This window comes from Pseudomonas sp. NPDC096950 (assembly GCF_044762525.1).
Lineage (GTDB): Bacteria > Pseudomonadota > Gammaproteobacteria > Pseudomonadales > Pseudomonadaceae > Aquipseudomonas.
Map to the genome: position 1 here is coordinate 188174 of NZ_JBIWEL010000008.1, position 16977 is coordinate 205150.

14 protein-coding genes and 1 pseudogene are annotated in these 16977 nt (G+C 60.4%); 2 read left to right on the plus strand and 13 right to left on the minus strand.

Annotated features, from left to right (window positions below):
* Nucleotides 1-110 precede the first annotated feature (110 nt).
* The 10 genes and pseudogenes from ACIQY3_RS15455 to ACIQY3_RS15500 form a co-directional block, all read right to left on the minus strand.
* Nucleotides 111-965: pseudogene (locus tag ACIQY3_RS15455) on the minus strand (ATP phosphoribosyltransferase regulatory subunit); the annotation flags it as partial.
* A gap of 367 nt (nucleotides 966-1332) precedes the next feature.
* Entirely contained in the window at nucleotides 1333-2202 is an 870-nt protein-coding gene (gene hflC / locus ACIQY3_RS15460; protein ID WP_403020815.1) for a protease modulator HflC, read from the minus strand.
* The gene (gene hflK / locus ACIQY3_RS15465; protein ID WP_133839433.1) at nucleotides 2202-3374 is read right to left on the minus strand and encodes an FtsH protease activity modulator HflK; all 1173 of its coding nucleotides are present in this window, start codon (nucleotides 3372-3374) and stop codon (nucleotides 2202-2204) included. Before hflK ends, hflC begins: the two co-directional genes overlap by 1 nt.
* 96 nt (nucleotides 3375-3470) lie before the next feature.
* On the minus strand, nucleotides 3471-4772 hold the full coding sequence (gene hflX, locus ACIQY3_RS15470; protein ID WP_403020819.1) for a ribosome rescue GTPase HflX: 1302 nt from the start codon (nucleotides 4770-4772) through the stop codon (nucleotides 3471-3473).
* Between the two features lie 12 nt (nucleotides 4773-4784).
* Nucleotides 4785-5045, minus strand: a complete 261-nt coding sequence (gene hfq / locus ACIQY3_RS15475) for an RNA chaperone Hfq (protein WP_007902656.1) — start codon at nucleotides 5043-5045, stop codon at nucleotides 4785-4787.
* A gap of 93 nt (nucleotides 5046-5138) precedes the next feature.
* On the minus strand, nucleotides 5139-6110 hold the full coding sequence (gene miaA, locus ACIQY3_RS15480) for a tRNA (adenosine(37)-N6)-dimethylallyltransferase MiaA (protein ID WP_403020823.1): 972 nt from the start codon (nucleotides 6108-6110) through the stop codon (nucleotides 5139-5141).
* Entirely contained in the window at nucleotides 6110-8020 is a 1911-nt protein-coding gene (gene mutL, locus ACIQY3_RS15485) for a DNA mismatch repair endonuclease MutL (protein WP_403020825.1), read from the minus strand. Before mutL ends, miaA begins: the two co-directional genes overlap by 1 nt.
* Nucleotides 8017-9447 carry an N-acetylmuramoyl-L-alanine amidase gene (locus tag ACIQY3_RS15490; protein ID WP_403020827.1) on the minus strand — a complete coding sequence of 477 codons (1431 nt, stop codon included), beginning with the start codon at nucleotides 9445-9447 and terminating at the stop codon, nucleotides 8017-8019. Before ACIQY3_RS15490 ends, mutL begins: the two co-directional genes overlap by 4 nt.
* Entirely contained in the window at nucleotides 9448-9918 is a 471-nt protein-coding gene (gene tsaE / locus ACIQY3_RS15495) for a tRNA (adenosine(37)-N6)-threonylcarbamoyltransferase complex ATPase subunit type 1 TsaE (protein WP_213940951.1), read from the minus strand.
* Nucleotides 9906-11405 carry an NAD(P)H-hydrate dehydratase gene (locus ACIQY3_RS15500; protein WP_403020831.1) on the minus strand — a complete coding sequence of 500 codons (1500 nt, stop codon included), beginning with the start codon at nucleotides 11403-11405 and terminating at the stop codon, nucleotides 9906-9908. Before ACIQY3_RS15500 ends, tsaE begins: the two co-directional genes overlap by 13 nt.
* A gap of 63 nt (nucleotides 11406-11468) precedes the next feature.
* Here ACIQY3_RS15500 and queG point away from each other — a divergent pair, with 63 nt between their 5' ends.
* Nucleotides 11469-12533, plus strand: coding sequence for a tRNA epoxyqueuosine(34) reductase QueG (queG, locus tag ACIQY3_RS15505; RefSeq protein ID WP_403020833.1), 1065 nt, complete (start codon nucleotides 11469-11471; stop codon nucleotides 12531-12533).
* A gap of 114 nt (nucleotides 12534-12647) precedes the next feature.
* Here the strand turns inward: queG and ACIQY3_RS15510 are convergent, their stop codons facing one another.
* The gene (locus ACIQY3_RS15510) at nucleotides 12648-13259 is read right to left on the minus strand and encodes a trimeric intracellular cation channel family protein (RefSeq protein WP_054053347.1); all 612 of its coding nucleotides are present in this window, start codon (nucleotides 13257-13259) and stop codon (nucleotides 12648-12650) included.
* Nucleotides 13260-13452: 193 nt separating this feature from the next.
* The gene (orn, locus tag ACIQY3_RS15515) at nucleotides 13453-13995 is read right to left on the minus strand and encodes an oligoribonuclease (protein ID WP_201189536.1); all 543 of its coding nucleotides are present in this window, start codon (nucleotides 13993-13995) and stop codon (nucleotides 13453-13455) included.
* Nucleotides 13996-14102: 107 nt separating this feature from the next.
* Between orn and rsgA the strand changes: the two genes are divergently transcribed.
* Nucleotides 14103-15134 carry a small ribosomal subunit biogenesis GTPase RsgA gene (gene rsgA / locus ACIQY3_RS15520; protein ID WP_123510832.1) on the plus strand — a complete coding sequence of 344 codons (1032 nt, stop codon included), beginning with the start codon at nucleotides 14103-14105 and terminating at the stop codon, nucleotides 15132-15134.
* A 92-nt stretch (nucleotides 15135-15226) separates the two neighbouring features.
* Here the strand turns inward: rsgA and ACIQY3_RS15525 are convergent, their stop codons facing one another.
* A complete protein-coding gene (locus tag ACIQY3_RS15525) occupies nucleotides 15227-15496 on the minus strand; it encodes a hypothetical protein (RefSeq protein WP_403020839.1) in 270 nt (89 codons plus the stop codon).
* Nucleotides 15497-16977: the final 1481 nt, after the last annotated feature.

Consider the following 16977-nt stretch of genomic DNA (forward strand, 5'->3'; position numbering starts at 1 on the left):
TTGCCTTTGCCCTCATCACCCCATTGGGTGCCCAGGACTACGACATTCTTACCCATAACACTTGTCCTCATTCGCGCAAACGTGGTGCCGGCAGCCGCCGGCAGGAAAACTCAAGAAGCCAGCGGCAATACTTGCCAAAGCCCGTTCTGCTGAATCAATTGCCGGTCGCAGTCCGCTTCACGGGCGGCGGCCAATGGTTGCCCAGGCAAAGCCTGGACGACACGCTGACCCTCACTGCGCAACTGGCAAACCTGCTGCCAGAGTGCCGCATCCGTACTGTCAGGCATCCAGATACCGCCAGACGGTAACTCGATCTCAGCACGCCCCAGGGTCACCAGGGTTTTCAAATCGGTGGAGAAGCCGGTTGCCGGGCGGGCGCGACCGAAGTCGGCGCCGATGTCGTCGTAACGACCGCCCTGGGCAATGGACTGGCCAACACCCGGAACGAACACTGCGAACACCACACCGGTGTGGTAGTGGTAGCCGCGCAGCTCGCCCAGATCGAAGTAAAGCGGTAATTCAGGGAAACGCGCGGACAGACGATCGGCAATCGCCAACACATCTTCCAGCGCCGCCAGAACCGGCGCCGGCGCATTCGCCAGACGCTCACGGGCAGCGTTCAACACTTCACGACCGCCACACAGATCGACCAACGCACGCAGCATGCCCGACAGATCGGCAGGCAGGCCTTCGGTCAAGGTAATGACCTCGTCGATGGCCTTACGTTGCAATGCGTCGAACAACTGTTGCTCGACTTCACCGGACAAACCGGCGGCGCGGGCCAGGCCACGGTAGATACCGACATGGCCGAGATCCATGTGCACGTCCGGCACATCGGCCAGTTGCAGCATGGCCAGCATCAGGCTGATGACTTCTACGTCGCTGCTCGGACTGGCATCGCCGTACAACTCGGCGCCCAACTGGATCGGGCTGCGCGACGACGACAAGGCGCGCGGCCTCCGGTGGCAGTACTTCTTCGATGCCATCTGGCAGCAGCCAGCGGTCTACCGTTGCCATTACGCCATTCCCCTATGATCCGGGCGGCCAGCCGTTGGGCGAGCCTTGAGTGAAGCAGAAAATGTCCGGCCCATACGCAAAGCACGCGCATGAACGACGTGGCGAAAAGCCTGAAACCGGCTTCGCCAATCACTTTCCTCGAAAAACCTGTCGAGTCATTCAACTCGGGCGCCTGCGTAAAAACCACAATCAAACGTGCAGACGCAAAAAAGCCGGGAATTTCCCGGCTGCCGCATCATACACACGTTTTCCCAAAGGATCACCCCGCCCGAGGTTTTAGCCGCCGGGCGGGGGATGATTCAGGTCAACGCTGTATCAAGGCTTGGCTTTTTCCAGGTAACGGAAGAAGTCGCTGCTTGGGTCCAGGACCATGACGTCGGTTTTGTTCGCGAAGCTTTCACGGTAGGCACGCAGGCTACGGTAGAAACCGTAGAACTCCTGGTCCTGGCCGTAGGCCTTGGAGTAGATCGAAGCAGCCTGGGCATCACCATCACCGCGAACCTCTTCGGATTCACGATAGGCTTCGGCCAGCAACACGCGGCGTTGACGATCGGCGTCGGCACGGATGCCTTCGGCCAGCTCGTTACCCTTGGCTCGGTGCTCGCGAGCTTCACGCTCACGCTCGGTGCTCATACGTTCGAACACGCTACGGTTCACTTCTTTCGGCAAGTCGATGGCCTTGACCCGAACATCGACCACTTCGATGCCCAGCTCTTTTTCCGCCATCTTGTTCAGCGAAGCGGTGATGTCCGCCATCAACGCGTCACGTTCACCGGAAACCACTTCGTGCAGGGTGCGCTTACCAAACTGGTCACGCAGGCCCGATTCCAGACGACGGGACAGACGCTCGTCGGCAATCTGCTTGAGGCCGGAGGTTGCGGTGTAGAAGCGCTCGGCATCTTTCACGCGCCACTTGGCGTAGGCATCCACCATGACGGCTTTCTTTTCCAGCGTCAGGAAGCGTTGTGTCGGTGCATCCAGCGTCATCAGGCGTGCGTCGAATTTGCGCACCTGGTTAACGTAAGGCACTTTCACATGCAGGCCCGGCTGAACATCGGCCTGGACCACGCGACCGAACTGCAGCAATACCGCACGCTCGGTCTGAGCCACGATGTAGAAGCAGTTCCAGGCAGCGATGGCCACGACGACGCCGACAATAAGGGCGATCAGCGATTTATTGCTCATCAGCGACTCTCCCTGGTACGTGCTTGCTGTTGCTGCAGATCAGCTGCGGCACGCGCATTCGCTTCATTGCTGCTGGCTGCCGCGCCCGTTACCGGTGCGCTGGTGCTGCGGCCACTGTCGATCATCTTGTCCAGCGGCAAGTACAGCAGATTGCTCTGGCCATTCTTGTTGCCGGTCACGAGAACCTTGCTGGTGTTGGTGAAGACTTCCTGCATGGTGTCCAGGTACAGACGCTCACGGGTAACTTCAGGGGCCTTGCGGTACTCGGCGACCAGTTTGGTGAAGCGATCCGCCTCACCCTTGGCGCGCGATACCGTTTCGTCGCGGTAGCCGTTGGCATCTTCAAGGATGCGCTGGGCCTGACCACGGGCTTCCGGCACGACGCCGTTGGCGTAGGTTTCAGCCTGGTTGCGCGAACGCTGCTCGTCTTCACGGGCGCGGATCACGTCATCGAAGGCTTCCTGGACTTCACGCGGTGCAGCTGCGCTCTGAACGTTGACCTGGGTGACAGTGATACCGGTGCGATAGGTATCGAGGAAGCGTTGCAGACGCTCCTTGATTTCGCTGGCCATCAACTCACGACCTTCGGTCAGGACCTGGTCCATGGCGGTGGAACCCACCACATGGCGCAAGGCGCTGTCGGTCGCGTGTTGCAGGCTGATTTCCGGCTGATCGACGTTCAGCACGAAATCCTGCAGGTTGCTGATCTTGTACTGCACGGTCAGCGGCACTTCGACGATGTTCTCGTCTTCGGTCAGCATCTGGCCCTGCTTGGTATAGGCACGCTCACGCGTGACGTTTTCCATGTACTTCTTGTCGATCGGCGGGAAGTAGATGTTCAGGCCGGGGCCGACCGTTTCGTAGTACTTGCCGAAGCGCAGCACCACGGCCTGCTCCTGCTCGTCGACCACGTAGACCGCGCTGTACAACCACACGGCAGCGAGCACGACGAGTCCGATGCCGAGCAGGCCGCCGAAGCCGCCACTCTTGCCCGAACCACCGCCGTCATCACCGCGTTTCTTACCACCACCGAACAACCCGTTCAGGCTTTCCTGCAGCTTTCGGAAGGCCTCGTCGAGATCCGGTGGTCCCTTGCGGTCGCCGTTATTGCGGCGCTTGCCACCCCAAGGATCCTGATTATTCGAGTTGCCACCCGGCTCATTCCAAGCCATAGCGCTCTCCATCTGATAAAGCAAAGACGCACCCACGGCGCGCCGACCAATGCTACAGAATGCCTGTCACCGCGGCACAACCGCTTTCTCAGGCTTTTATTGCAAAGTGTGTTGCTCGATGAAGTCAGTCGGTTGCAGACCCTCGCGGCTCACCAGTCGATTCAACTCGACTCGGGGCAAGCGAACGGCCAGCAGGCTGGTGCCTTCTTCGTCGTGTTCTTCTTTCTGTACCGCACCGAGTTCGAAAAACTGCGCACGCAGTCGAGCAAAACGTTGCGGCAAGCGCAAGGTGCCTACAAACAAATCACTGCCCAACAACTCGGCAATGGCTTGCTCCAGCAATTCCAGACCACTGCCATCACGCGCCGACAGCCAGACCCGTTGGGGCTTGCCGTTTTCGTCGCGCTGGATTTGTGGCTCAACGCCTTCAAGCAAATCGAGTTTGTTATAGACCTCGAGGATCGGCAAGTCCTGGGCTCCGATCTCGCCCAGCACCACCATCACTTGCTCGATCTGCAACATGCGATCCGGTTCGGCCGCATCGATCACGTGCAGAAGCAGGTCCGAGTTGCTCGACTCTTCGAGCGTAGACCGAAATGCCTCGACCAGTTTGTGGGGCAAGTGGCGAATGAAACCCACCGTGTCGGCCAGGACAATCGGCCCCAGGTCGTCCAGTTCCAGACGGCGCAAGGTCGGGTCCAGCGTGGCAAACAACTGGTCAGCCGCGTACACGTCGGATTTCGTCACGTTATTGAAGAGCGTGGATTTGCCGGCGTTGGTATACCCCACCAGGGACACGGTAGGAATATCCGCACGCGAACGGCCGCGCCGCGACTGTTCGCGCTGACTGCGCACTTTTTCCAGCCGGCCCTTGATCTGGCGCAGGCGAACCCGCAGCAAACGACGGTCGGTTTCCAACTGGGTTTCACCCGGGCCACGCATGCCGATACCGCCACCCTGACGCTCAAGGTGGGTCCAGCCACGAACCAGCCGGGTGCTCATGTGGTCAAGCTGGGCCAGTTCGACCTGGAGCTTGCCTTCATGGGTACGGGCGCGCTGGGCGAAAATATCGAGAATCAGACCGGTGCGGTCGATCACGCGACACTCGAAAACACGTTCGAGGTTACGTTCCTGACTGGGCGTGAGGATGTGATTGAAGATGACCAGATCGGCCTTTTCGGCATGGACCAGGTCGCGCAGCTCCTCGACCTTGCCGCTGCCAATCAGGAATTTGGCGGTTGGCCGATGACGCGGCACGTTAAAAAACGCAACGGTCTCGGCGCCGGCCGAATTAGCCAATTCCTGAAACTCCTGCGGATCTTCGCGCGCCTCAGGGTCCTGTCCATCCAAGTGAACGAGGATCACTCGCTCACCACCACCGTGGCGCTCAAAGAACAAAGGAGACTCCTATCAGGCGTTACCTGGCTCAGCGTCACCCGCTTCGGATTCGGTTGCGCTAGGCAGACGAATTGGACGAACCGGCACCACTGTAGAGATAGCGTGTTTGTAAACCATCTGGCTAACGGTGTTTTTCAGCAGGATGACGAACTGGTCGAAAGACTCGATCGTGCCTTGCAGTTTGATCCCGTTGACCAGGTAGATGGACACCCCAACTTTCTCTTTACGTAAAGTATTCAAGTAAGGGTCTTGTAGCGAATGCCCTTTTGACATGTGCCGCACTCCTTTAAGGATTCAATATAAAAAATAGGTAAACAGATGGCTTGGGCCGTCACACCCCCAAGGATAGACGGCAATTGCAAGGACTCAGCTCAATATGGAGATGGTCCCGAGGTATTTCAAGGCGCGCGGCAGATTGTCGCAATCGAGGCTGTCCAGCCAGTGTAAATCAGCCCAACTGCGCAGCCAGGTGAACTGGCGCTTTGCCAATTGGCGCGTGGCTATGATTCCACGCTCCTGCATCTCGGCTTGCGTCAGCTTGCCATCCAGGTAATCCCAGACTTGTCGGTACCCTACAGCGCGTATGGATGGCAACCCGGAATGCAGGTCGCTTCTCTTACGCAGGGCTACGACCTCGTCGATGAATCCCTGTTCCAACATATTTGTGAATCTTTGTTTAATGCGCTCATGCAGTACCTGGCGATTTGCCGGTGCAATGGCCAAGTTCGCGACAGTATAGGGCAATTGTTGCAGTCCCGAAGCGGCTGCTTCAGTACTTTGCGCAGATTGTCTGAGCCGCAGCTCGGTCATGCTCTGACCGCTCACACGGTAAACTTCCAGCGCACGACTCAGACGTTGCGGATCGTTCGGGTGAATTCGCGCTGCCGACACCGGATCAATCACCGCCAATTGGTCGTGCAGAGCTTGCCAGCCAAGGCGTTCAGCCTCTTCTTCAATCTGCGCGCGAACCTCGGGATCGGCCGCCGGCATTTCCGCCAGTCCTTCGACCAAAGCCTTGTAGTAGAGCATCGTGCCGCCTACAAGCAGCGGGATTTTTCCACGGGAAGTGATCTCGGCCATCGCCTCAAGGGCATCTCGACGAAAATCCGCCGCCGAATAGCTCTCGGCGGGGTCGAGAATATCGATCAAACGGTGCGGAAATTCGGCCAGAATCTCTTTCGATGGCTTGGCGGTGCCGATGTCCATGCCACGATAGACCAGCGCCGAATCGACACTGATCAGCTCGCATGGCAGGACTTTGGTCAATTCGATGGCCAGGTCAGTCTTGCCCGCAGCGGTCGGACCCATCAGGAAAATCGCTGGAGGGAGCTGGCTCATCAACGACCGCGCAAGAACAGTTTGTCCAGATCGTCCAGGCCCAATTGGGTCCAGGTCGGTCGGCCATGGTTGCATTGACCGCTGCGTTCGGTGTTTTCCATGTCCCGCAGCAAGCCGTTCATTTCCGGGAGCGCCAGGCGCCGATTGGCCCGGATCGCGCCGTGGCAGGCCATGGTGCCGAGCAGTTCGTTGAGGTGTGCCTGAATCCGGTCGCTGGTGCCGTATTCCATCAGGTCCGCCAGTACATCGCTGACCAAGCGGTTGGCTTCCGCCTGCTTGAGCAGCGCCGGAATTTGCCGGATCGCCAGGGTTTCCGGGCCCAGGCGTTGCAATTCAAAGCCCAGGCGCTGGAACCACGCGACATTCTCTTCGGCGCAATCGGCTTCACGCTGACTCACGGCCAGGGATTCCGGCACCAGCAACGGCTGGCCGCTCAGGCCTTCGCTGGCCATGGCGACTTTCAGGCGTTCGTACATGATCCGCTCGTGGGCGGCGTGCATGTCCACCAGCACCAGGCCCTGGGCGTTTTCCGAAAGGATATAAATGCCCTTGAGCTGCGCCAGCGCATAACCCAACGGCGGAATATCGTCCTGCCCGGCCGGCAGCGCGACTGCATTGGCTTCAGGCAACGGCGCGAAAAACTCGCGGTACGCCGCTTGAGCTTCCGCCACCGGCACGCCGGACTGAGGCTTCGGCGTGTATTGATACTGATAACCGGCGCCTGCGCCCGAGCCCGCCGTCGTATTAAAGGTCGGCTGCCCTTGAGGCTGTTCCAGCAACGCGTTGGCGGCCAGGCGCATTTCGCCTTGCGGGCCGAATTCGCCAGCATCAATGCCGGTAGGTCGAACAATGGCCGTCGCCACCGGCGCAGCCAAGTGATCTTCCGGCCGCACATCGCCCAAGGCGCGGTGCAAGGTGCCGTAGAGGAAATCGTGAACCATGCGCCCGTCGCGGAAACGCACTTCGTGCTTGGTCGGGTGCACGTTGACGTCAACGCCCGCCGGATCGACCTCGAAAAACAGCACGAACGTTGGGTGCCGGCCGTTGAACAGCACGTCTCGATAGGCCTGGCGCACCGCGTGGGCCACCAGTTTGTCGCGCACGGCACGGCCATTCACAAAGAAATACTGCAAGTCGGCCTGGCTGCGGTTGAACGTCGGCAACCCGACCCAACCCCACAAATGCAGGCCATTACGTTCGATTTCGATCGGCAGCGCCTGCTCCAGGAACCCCGAGCCGCAGATCGCCGCCACACGCCGGGCGCGGGCCGCATCGTCGTGGGCCTCGTGCAGACTGAGGATGGTCTTGCCGTTGTGGCGCAAATGGAACGCCACGTCGAATCGCGCCAGGGCCAGGCGTTTGATCACTTCTTGCAGGTGATCGAATTCGGTTTTTTCAGTCTTGAGAAACTTGCGCCGGGCCGGAGTGTTGAAAAACAGGTCGCGCACTTCCACCGAAGTACCCACCGGGTGGGCCGCCGGCTGCACGCGGGGCGCCATGTCCCGGCCTTCGGTTTCGACTTGCCAGGCCTGATCGGCGTCCTTGGTGCGGGACGTCAGCGTCAGGCGCGCCACGGAACTGATCGATGCCAGGGCTTCACCGCGAAACCCGAGGCTCATGACCTGTTCGAGGTCTTCGAGGTTACGAATCTTGCTGGTGGCGTGTCGCGCCAGGGCCAGCGGCAGGTCATCGGCAGAAATGCCGCTGCCGTCGTCACGCACCCGCAGCAGCTTGACGCCGCCCTGCTCCACATCGACGTCAATGCGCCGGGCGCCGGAGTCGAGGCTGTTTTCCAGCAACTCCTTGATCACCGAGGCCGGGCGCTCGACGACCTCACCGGCGGCAATCTGGTTCGCCAGTCGTGGGCTGAGCAGCTCGATGCGAGCAGTGTTGGTCAGCGCCTGGTTCATTCTTTGGCCGCCAGTTCAGTGCCGGGAATGGTCAGGGTCTGACCGATTTTCAGCTCGTCGCTTTTCAGATTGTTGGCGCTGCGCAGGGTCGCCGGGGACACCTGGTAACGCACGGCAATCATTGCCAGCGTCTCGCCGGGGCTCACGCGATGGTCACGAGGGCCCTGGGCAATCTTGCCGGAATCACGCAGCCAGGCAATGTAGGTGCCTGGTGGCGGGTTCTGCTGGAAGAACTGGCGAACACCGGCGCTGATCGAACGCGCAAGTGCCTGCTGGTGGCTCGCCGCCGACAGTTTCGAGGCTTCGTTGGCATTGGAGATGAAGCCGGTTTCCACCAGGATCGACGGAATATCCGGGGATTTCAGCACCATGAACCCGGCCTGCTCCACTCGTTGTTTGTGCAACGGCGTGACGCGGCTGATGTTGCTCAAGACTTTCTGGCCAACGTTCAGGCTCGACGTCAGGGAAGCGGTCATCGACAGGTCGAGCAGCACGCCGGCCAGCATGCGGTCCTTGTCGTCGAGGCTGACGCTGCCGGCCCCACCGATCAAGTCGGAACGGTTTTCGCTGTCGGCCAACCAACGGGCGGTTTCCGACGTAGCGCCGCGATCAGACAAGGCAAACACCGAGGCACCGAAAGCAGCCGCAGACGGCGCGGCGTCGGCGTGGATCGAGACGAACAGGTCGGCGCCCTTCTTACGGGCGATTTCGGTACGGCCACGCAGCGGGATGAAGTAGTCGCCGGTGCGGGTCAGTTCGGCGCGGAAGCCTTTCATGCCGTTGACCTGGCGTTGCAATTCGCGGGCGATAGCCAGCACCACGTCTTTCTCATGCTGACCGCGAGACCCCGAGGCTCCCGGGTCTTCGCCACCGTGGCCGGCATCGATCACCACAACGATGTCGCGCTTGCCGGCCGGGGCAGGCGGCAGCTTCACCGGAGGATCGATTGGAGTGACGGGCACCGGGGCCACGGTCGCGACGTTGGTTGGCGGTGGCGGAATTGGCGCGGCAGCTTCGGCGCTATCGAACAGGTCGACCACCAGGCGATTACCGTACTGGGCGTTCGGCGCCAGGCTGAAGCTTTTCGGCGTGACGGCTTTTTTCAGGTCGATGACCACCCGCAGGTCGGTCGGCGTGCGCTGGGCCGAACGCATGGCGGTAATCGGCGTATTGGACGTGTTGACGTTCAGCGGCGCGCCGAGGGTTGCGCCATTGATGTCGATGACCAGCCGATCCGGGGAAGTCAGGGTGAAAACGCTGTGTTGCACCGGCCCCGTAAGGTCGAACACCAGCCGTGTGTTATCCGGAGCTCGCCACAGGCGAACGCTGTTGACCTTCGATTCGGCCACAGCGTCGACGGTCACCGCCAAAAACAACAACCCTACGGCAGCTACCATCGCGCGAAAGCGCATACCTGACCCCATCATTTAATTGGATTCCAATGCCAAAGCGGCACACCACGACTCGCCACGCGAGCCCTGGGACAAAATTTTCAGCGAACGCCCGCTGTCTTGCGGGCTAATGGTAATGGTCAGGTCGGGCTTTGGCAAAAAGCCTGCACCCTTCTGGGGCCATTCGATCAAACACATCGCATCGTCGTCGAAGTAATCGCGGATGCCGAGGTACTCCAGCTCTTCCGGATCGACCAGTCGGTACAGGTCGAAATGGAAGGCACGGATGTCACCGATCTCGTAGGGCTCGACCAAGGTGAAGGTCGGACTTTTTACCGCACCCACATGCCCCAGGCCCCGGATAATGCCCCGGGACAGCGTGGTTTTACCTGCCCCCAGATCGCCTTCGAGAAAAATCAGACCGTGCCCTTGGGTGGTTTGCGCTATGCGAGCACCGAATGCGGTCATCGCCTCTTCATCAGCCAGGTACAGGGTTACTTCAGACACGGTGCTTGCTCCTCCAACAACTGACGAATGGCTGGAATCAGATCACTGGCCGCCAGCCCACGGCCCGATTTACCTTGTTGCGCGCCGGCATTGGCGTGTAGCCAGACCGCCAGGCACGCCGCGTCAAACGCTTGCATGCCTTGGGCGAGTAAGGCACCGACCAGACCGGACAGCACATCGCCCAGACCGGCAGTGGCCATCGCTGGATGGCCCTGATGACACACCGAGAGACGTCCATCAGGGCTGGCGATCAGGCTGCCAGCGCCTTTCAGAATCACTACGACTGTATATTTTTTGCTCAATGCATGGGCAGCGGCGGGACGATCAGCTTGCACTTCGGTGGTGCTGATCCCCAGCAAGCGCGCCGCTTCGCCGGGATGCGGGGTGATGATGCAATCGGCGGGCAGCTTCACCTGACCTGCGGCCAACATATTCAATGCGTCGGCATCCCAGACTTGCGGCAGCGGTGCGTTGGCCGCAGCCGACAATAAACTGCGTCCCCAGGCTGCTTGACCGAGGCCCGGACCGACCACCAACACCGAAACCTTTTCCAGCAACCCCATCAGTTGATTGGCCGACGAAGTGCCGAGCACCATGGCTTCGGGGATTCTCGCCAACGCGGCGGACACATGTTCGCTGCGCGTGGCCACGGACACCATGCCCGCACCGCTGCGCAGCGCGCTTTGCGTACTCAGCAGGATTGCACCACCGAAACCACGATCACCACCAATCAGCAGGACGTGGCCGAATGTACCTTTATGTGAAGTGGGAGGCCGAGCCGCCAGTCGCGGCAGGTTACCGGCCGTCAGGCGACAAGCGCTGATAACGGCCCCGCTGAACGCCTCGGGATCGGCTTGCAGATCATTGAAGACCAACTCGCCCACCACGTCCGCCGCTTCGCCAATGAACAGACCCAGCTTCAAACCAATGAAGGTCACGGTCAGGTCCGCCCGAACCGCCACACCCAACAGACGACCGGTATCGGCGCACAGCCCCGAAGGAATATCCACCGCCGCCACCGGCAGGCCACTGCCATTGATCGCCGCAATGACACTGGCATAAGGCTCACGCACTTCGCCCGTCAAACCGGTGCCGAGCAAGGCATCGAGCACGATACCGCGCAACTCGGAATGGGCGCTCCAGGCTTGAACCGCGACGCCTTCGAACACGGCTTCGGCGTAGGCCGATGCAGCGTCACCCTGCAAACGCTGGGGATCGCCGGCGGCCAACACACGCACATGCCAACCCGCACGCCGGGCCAGCACCGCCACCAGATAACCGTCGCCAGCGTTATTGCCGTGCCCCGCCAGCACCGTCAGTTCGTTGGCTGTCGGCCATTGCCGGACCAACGCACGCCAGGTCGCCCGCGCCGCGCGCTGCATCAATTCGAAGCCCCGCGTGCCGGCCGCAATCAGGCTCGCATCGAGCCCTCGCACTTGCGCGGCGCTATACAGCGCGTCGGGTAAATCATCTTTAGTGTGCGGCATGCGTCTTCGGGCTCCGATGTCTGGCAGAATTATACGCACCTCAGCTCCGGTTTCTCTCGTCTCATGCCCGCTATTACCACAGACCTGCCCGCCCTCGCCCAATCCATCAAGGACTGGGGCCGCGAGCTGGGCTTCCAGCAAGTCGGCATCAGCGGCCTGGACCTCGCCGAGCATGAGCAGCACCTGGAGCGCTGGCTCGCCGCCGGCTACCACGGCGAAATGGATTACATGGGCGCCCACGGCAGCAAACGCTCGCACCCGGAAGAGCTGGTGCCCGGCACTTTGCGTGTAGTGTCCCTGCGCATGGACTACCTGCCCGGCGACACGCAAATGGCGCAATTACTGGCCCAACCGGAAAAAGCCTACGTATCCCGTTATGCCTTGGGCCGCGATTACCACAAATTGATCCGTAAACGTGTGCAACAACTGGCAGATAAAATTCAGGCCGAGATCGGCCCCTTCGGTTTCCGTGCGTTTGTCGACAGCGCCCCGGTGCTGGAAAAAGCCATCGCCGAGAAGGCCGGTCTTGGCTGGATAGGCAAAAACACCCTGGTCTTGAACCGCAAAGCCGGCAGTTATTTCTTCCTCAGCGAGCTGTTTGTCGATCTGCCACTACCGGAAGACCCGCCCCACTCCACCGAACATTGCGGTCGCTGCACTGCCTGTCTCGACATTTGTCCGACCAATGCCTTCGTTGGCCCTTATGTGCTGGACGCCCGGCGCTGCATTTCCTACCTGACCATCGAACTGAAAAGCGCGATCCCCGAAGACTTGCGGCCATTGATCGGCAATCGAGTGTTCGGCTGTGACGATTGCCAGATCGTCTGCCCGTGGAACCGCTTTGCCCGTCCGTCCGGGGAAAGCGACTTCAAGCCACGGCACAATCTGGACAATGCTGAATTGGCCGAGCTGTTCATGTGGGACGAGGACAAGTTTCTCAGCAGCACCGAAGGTTCGCCGTTACGACGGGCGGGTTATGAGCGTTGGTTGCGGAATCTGGCGGTGGGGCTGGGTAACGCGCCGTCGAGCATTCCGGTGCTGGAAGCGTTGAAAGCGCGGCGCGAGTATCCGTCGGAGTTGGTGCGTGAGCATGTCGAATGGGCCCTGAAACAACACGGCCTCATGTAGCCAGCTGCAGAAGGCTGCGTTCGAGGCCGCAGGACTCGCGGCGTCCCCGAACATCTACGACTGCTTCGCAGCCGAACGCAGCCTCCGGCAGCTGCTACAGGGGTGATGTGTAAATCAGGCTTCGTCGTTGTAGACGAACTTCGGCATTTCCCAATGAAACCGGATCGCCAGCAGCCGCAGCAAAAACCCGCCAAACAAGGTGATCAAAATCGCCTGTTCACCGGGTAATTGCAGGTAAATGCAGAGCATGTAGCACCACGCCGCCGCGAACGAGACACTGGCGTACAGTTCGCGACGGAAGATCAGCGGAATGTCGTTGCAGAAGATGTCCCGCAAGATGCCGCCGAACACCCCGGTGATTACGCCGCTGACCGACGCCACCAACATGCCATGGCCCATTTCCAGGGCGGTCATGCAGCCGATCAGTGTGAACGCCACCAGGCCCACAGCGTCGAGCACCAGGAACAGCGAGCGCAAGTGACGCATCCAGCGGGCGGTGAACACCGTGAACATCGCCGCGACCGAGGTCAGCACCAGGTATTCCGGGTGTTTGACCCACGTCAGCGGGTAGTGGCCGAGCAGCACGTCGCGCACCGAACCGCCGCCCAGGGCCGTGACGCAGGCGATCAGCACCACGCCAAACCAGTCCATGCCGCGACGGCCGGCAGACAAGGCTCCGGTCATGGCTTCGGCGGTAATGGCGATCAGGTAGAGCATCAGCAACATGGCGGCGGTCCTGGCAGGAAGGCGCGCAGTCTACTCACTTCGCTGAAGCCCCAAAAGGGGGCAGCCGTTACGCGCACCCTTGTAGGAGCTGTCGAGTGACACGAGGCTGCGATCGTTTGACGTTGATTTTTCAAGATCAAAAGATCGCAGCCTCGTTGCACTCGACAGTTCCTACAGGGGCCCGGGTGCCAGATCAGAACTTGATGAAATGCTTGCGGTAGTGCTGCAACTCGGCAATCGATTCGCGGATATCGTCCAGCGCCAAGTGCGTGCTGCCCTTTTTGAAGCTGTCACGCACGTCCGGTGCCCAGCGTGCGGCCAGCTCTTTGAGCGTCGACACGTCGAGGTTGCGGTAGTGGAAGTAGCTTTCCAGGGATTTCATGTGCGTATAAAGGAAGCGACGGTCCTGGCAGATGCTGTTGCCACAGATCGGCGACTTGCCCTTCGGCACCCATTTTTCCAGGAAGGCGATGGTCTCGGCTTCGGCCTCGGCCATGCTGATGCGGCTGTCGCGGACCCGTTGGGTCAGGCCAGAACCGCCGTGCTGACGGGTGTTCCACTCGTCCATGCCGGCGAGAATCGCGTCGCTGTGGTGGATCGCGATCACCGGGCCTTCGGCCAAAGTGTTCAGATCACTGTCGGTGACAATGGTCGCCATCTCGATGATGACGTCGGTATCAGGGTTCAGACCGGTCATTTCCAGGTCGATCCAGATCAGATTCTGCGGGTTTTGCATGTGTCGGCTCCTAGGCAATGCTGCGCAGTTTAGCCTAGGCAAGTGGCCGGGCGTGCTAAACTCGCGGCCGTTTTACCTAATCGCTGCATTCTTGATACGGAACACCCATGGCCAAACGCCAACTCAATCGTCGTCAAAACTGGCGCATCGAAAAGATTCAGGGCGAACGCGCTGCCCGCGCCGCCAAACGCGAGTCCTCGGCTGTCGAGGCACTTGAAGGCGGCGACCTGGGTCCGGAACAGACCGGCCTGGTAATCGCCCACTTCGGTGTGCAGGTCGAAGTCGAAGCCCTCGATGGCGATTTGGCCGGCCAGGTGTTCCGCTGCCACTTGCGCGCCAACCTGCCAGCGCTGGTGACCGGCGATCAGGTCGTCTGGCGTGCCGGCAACCAGGGCATCGGTGTGATCGTGGCGCAACTGCCGCGCAAAACCGAACTCTGCCGCCCGGACAGCCGTGGCCAGTTGAAGCCAGTGGCTGCCAACGTCGACATGATCGTCATCGTCTTCGCCCCGCTGCCCGAGCCCCACGCCAACCTGATCGACCGTTACCTGGTCGCTGCGGAACACGCCGGGATTCGTCCGCTGCTGCTGCTCAACAAGTTCGACCTGATCGACGAGCAGAACGCCCCGGCCCTGAATGCCCTGCTCGCGGTCTACCGCACGCTGGGTTACCCAGTGCTCGAAGTGTCGGCCCACCACGGCAACGGCATGGAGCAACTGCAGGAACAACTGGACGGGCGCATCAGCGTCTTCGTCGGCCAGTCCGGCGTCGGTAAGTCGTCGCTGGTCAACAGCCTGCTGCCGGAAGTCGAAACCCGCGTCGGCCCGCTGTCCGAACTGTCCGGCCAAGGCACCCACACCACGACCACCGCGCGACTGTTCCACTTCCCCGGCGGCGGCGAACTGATCGACTCCCCGGGCATCCGCGAATTCGGCCTGGGCCACGTCAGCCGTGCCGACGTTGAAGCTGGCTTCATCGAATTCAATGATTTGATCGGTACTTGCCGCTTTCGCGACTGCAAACATGATCGTGAGCCGGGTTGTGCGTTGCTCAAGGCGTTGGAAGATGGGCGTGTGCAGCAGCAACGGATGAATAGCTATCGGTCGATCATTGCGAGCTTGCCGGAGACTAGCTATTAAGTAGTTCTGATCATTTTCGTGATGCCGCGAAAATGATCAGCAGCTTTCAGCAGAAACAAAAAAGCCGCGATCATCTCGCGGCTTTCTGGTTTTCAGAGTACTGCTTTTTCCAGCTTCCAGCCCAACGCATCCAAGGCGTCACACCCATCCTGAATCAACATATGCGCAGCATTGGCGAAATGCTCCATGTCGTGACCTTCGGCGTCTTTGACACACAGGCAAGTGACACTGTTGAGCAGATTGCGGGCGGCTCTGATTCGGTGGGTGGCGGTTTCCAGAAGATCGGAAACTTTGGCTTCGGTGTCGATGTACAGGGTAGGGCCGACGCTGAAATTGCCTTGGAGCGGGTGGTACTTGGACATGGCTTGAATCTCATCTGATAGGTGAAACTCCCACCCTTTCGCGGCTAAACGATTTGGGGTGGTAGCTGTGCGCGGGTTAGCCGACCGGACAGATGACCCGGCACACCCGAAGGTGTCCCACGCACAGCCACCATAGACATACATGCCAGGCAGCAAAAAGCGCCGCGATTATACGGGCGCTTGTGCATCATCTGATACGACCGGCTAAAGTCGATCACCGAGTGTCGGCGACTGCGAAACTATAGGCAGAAGCCTTTACGACTTAGAACCCCGACACGAAATTTCAGACCGTTCCTACAACTTCCAATCTCACCAGCAAACCGGTTCCGACAGGAAAACACACCCCAAACAATCAGGTCGGCTATCAGGCCGCCTCGCGGCGCTGTTGCGGTGCACGCCCCCTCGAGAGGCCGAGTGGAGGTTCTGCGCAGTGGGCAACCCGGCATGGATGCCGGGTTAGCCGCCCCCGGCCATGGATGGCCGATGGCGGCGGGCCCACGGAGCAGGACCGGAGCGAGGGCATGCCGAGCCTGGGCGAGGCACCGAACGAAAGGGGCAAAAGCGCTTTGGTTACTTTCGCGCTTTTCGAAAGTGACTCGCTGTAAGAGCGAAACCCTAGGCGGCCGTTACCGCAGAAATGGATATGTACACCATCCAACAATAGATCGACTCGAAAGCCGCCTTCGCGAGCAGGCTCGCTCCCACAATTTGATCGAGTACATCTGCAAGAGACAGGTCGGCTATAAGGCCGCCTTCGCGAGCAAGCCCGCTCCCACAATTTGATCGGTGTACATCTGCAAGAGACAGGTCGGCTACCAAACCGCCTTCGCGAGCAGGCTCGCTCCCACAATTTGATCGGTATACATCTGCAAGAGACAGGTCGGCTATCAGGCCGCCTTCGCGGGCAAGCCTCGCTCCCACAGGGACCGCGTACACGCTGAAAATGGATCAGGAGAACGCGCGCGCTCTAGCCAGGTCGGCTATCAGGCCGCCTCGCGGTGCTGTTGCGGTGCACGCCCCCTCGAGAGGCCGAGTGGAGGTTCTGCGCAGTGGGCAACCCGGCATGGATGCCGGGTTAGCCGCCCCCGGCCATGGATGGCCGATGGCGGCGGGCCCACGGAGCAGGACCGGAGCGAGGGCATGCCGAGCCACAGCGAGGCACCGAGCGAAAGGGGCAAAAGCGCTTTGGTTACTTTCGCGCTTTTCGAAAGTGACTCGCTGTAAGAGCGAAACCCTAGGCGGCCGTTCCGCAGGAATGGATATGTACACCATCCAACAATAGATCGACTCGAAAGCCGCCTTCGCGAGCAGGCTCGCTCCCACAATTTGATCGAGTACATCTGCAAGAGACAGGTCGGCTATAAGGCCGCCTTCGCGAGCAAGCCCGCTCCCACAATTTGATCGAGTACATCTGCAAGAGACAGGTCGGCTATAAGGCCGCCTTCGCGAGCAAGCCCGCTCCCACAATTTGATCGAGTACA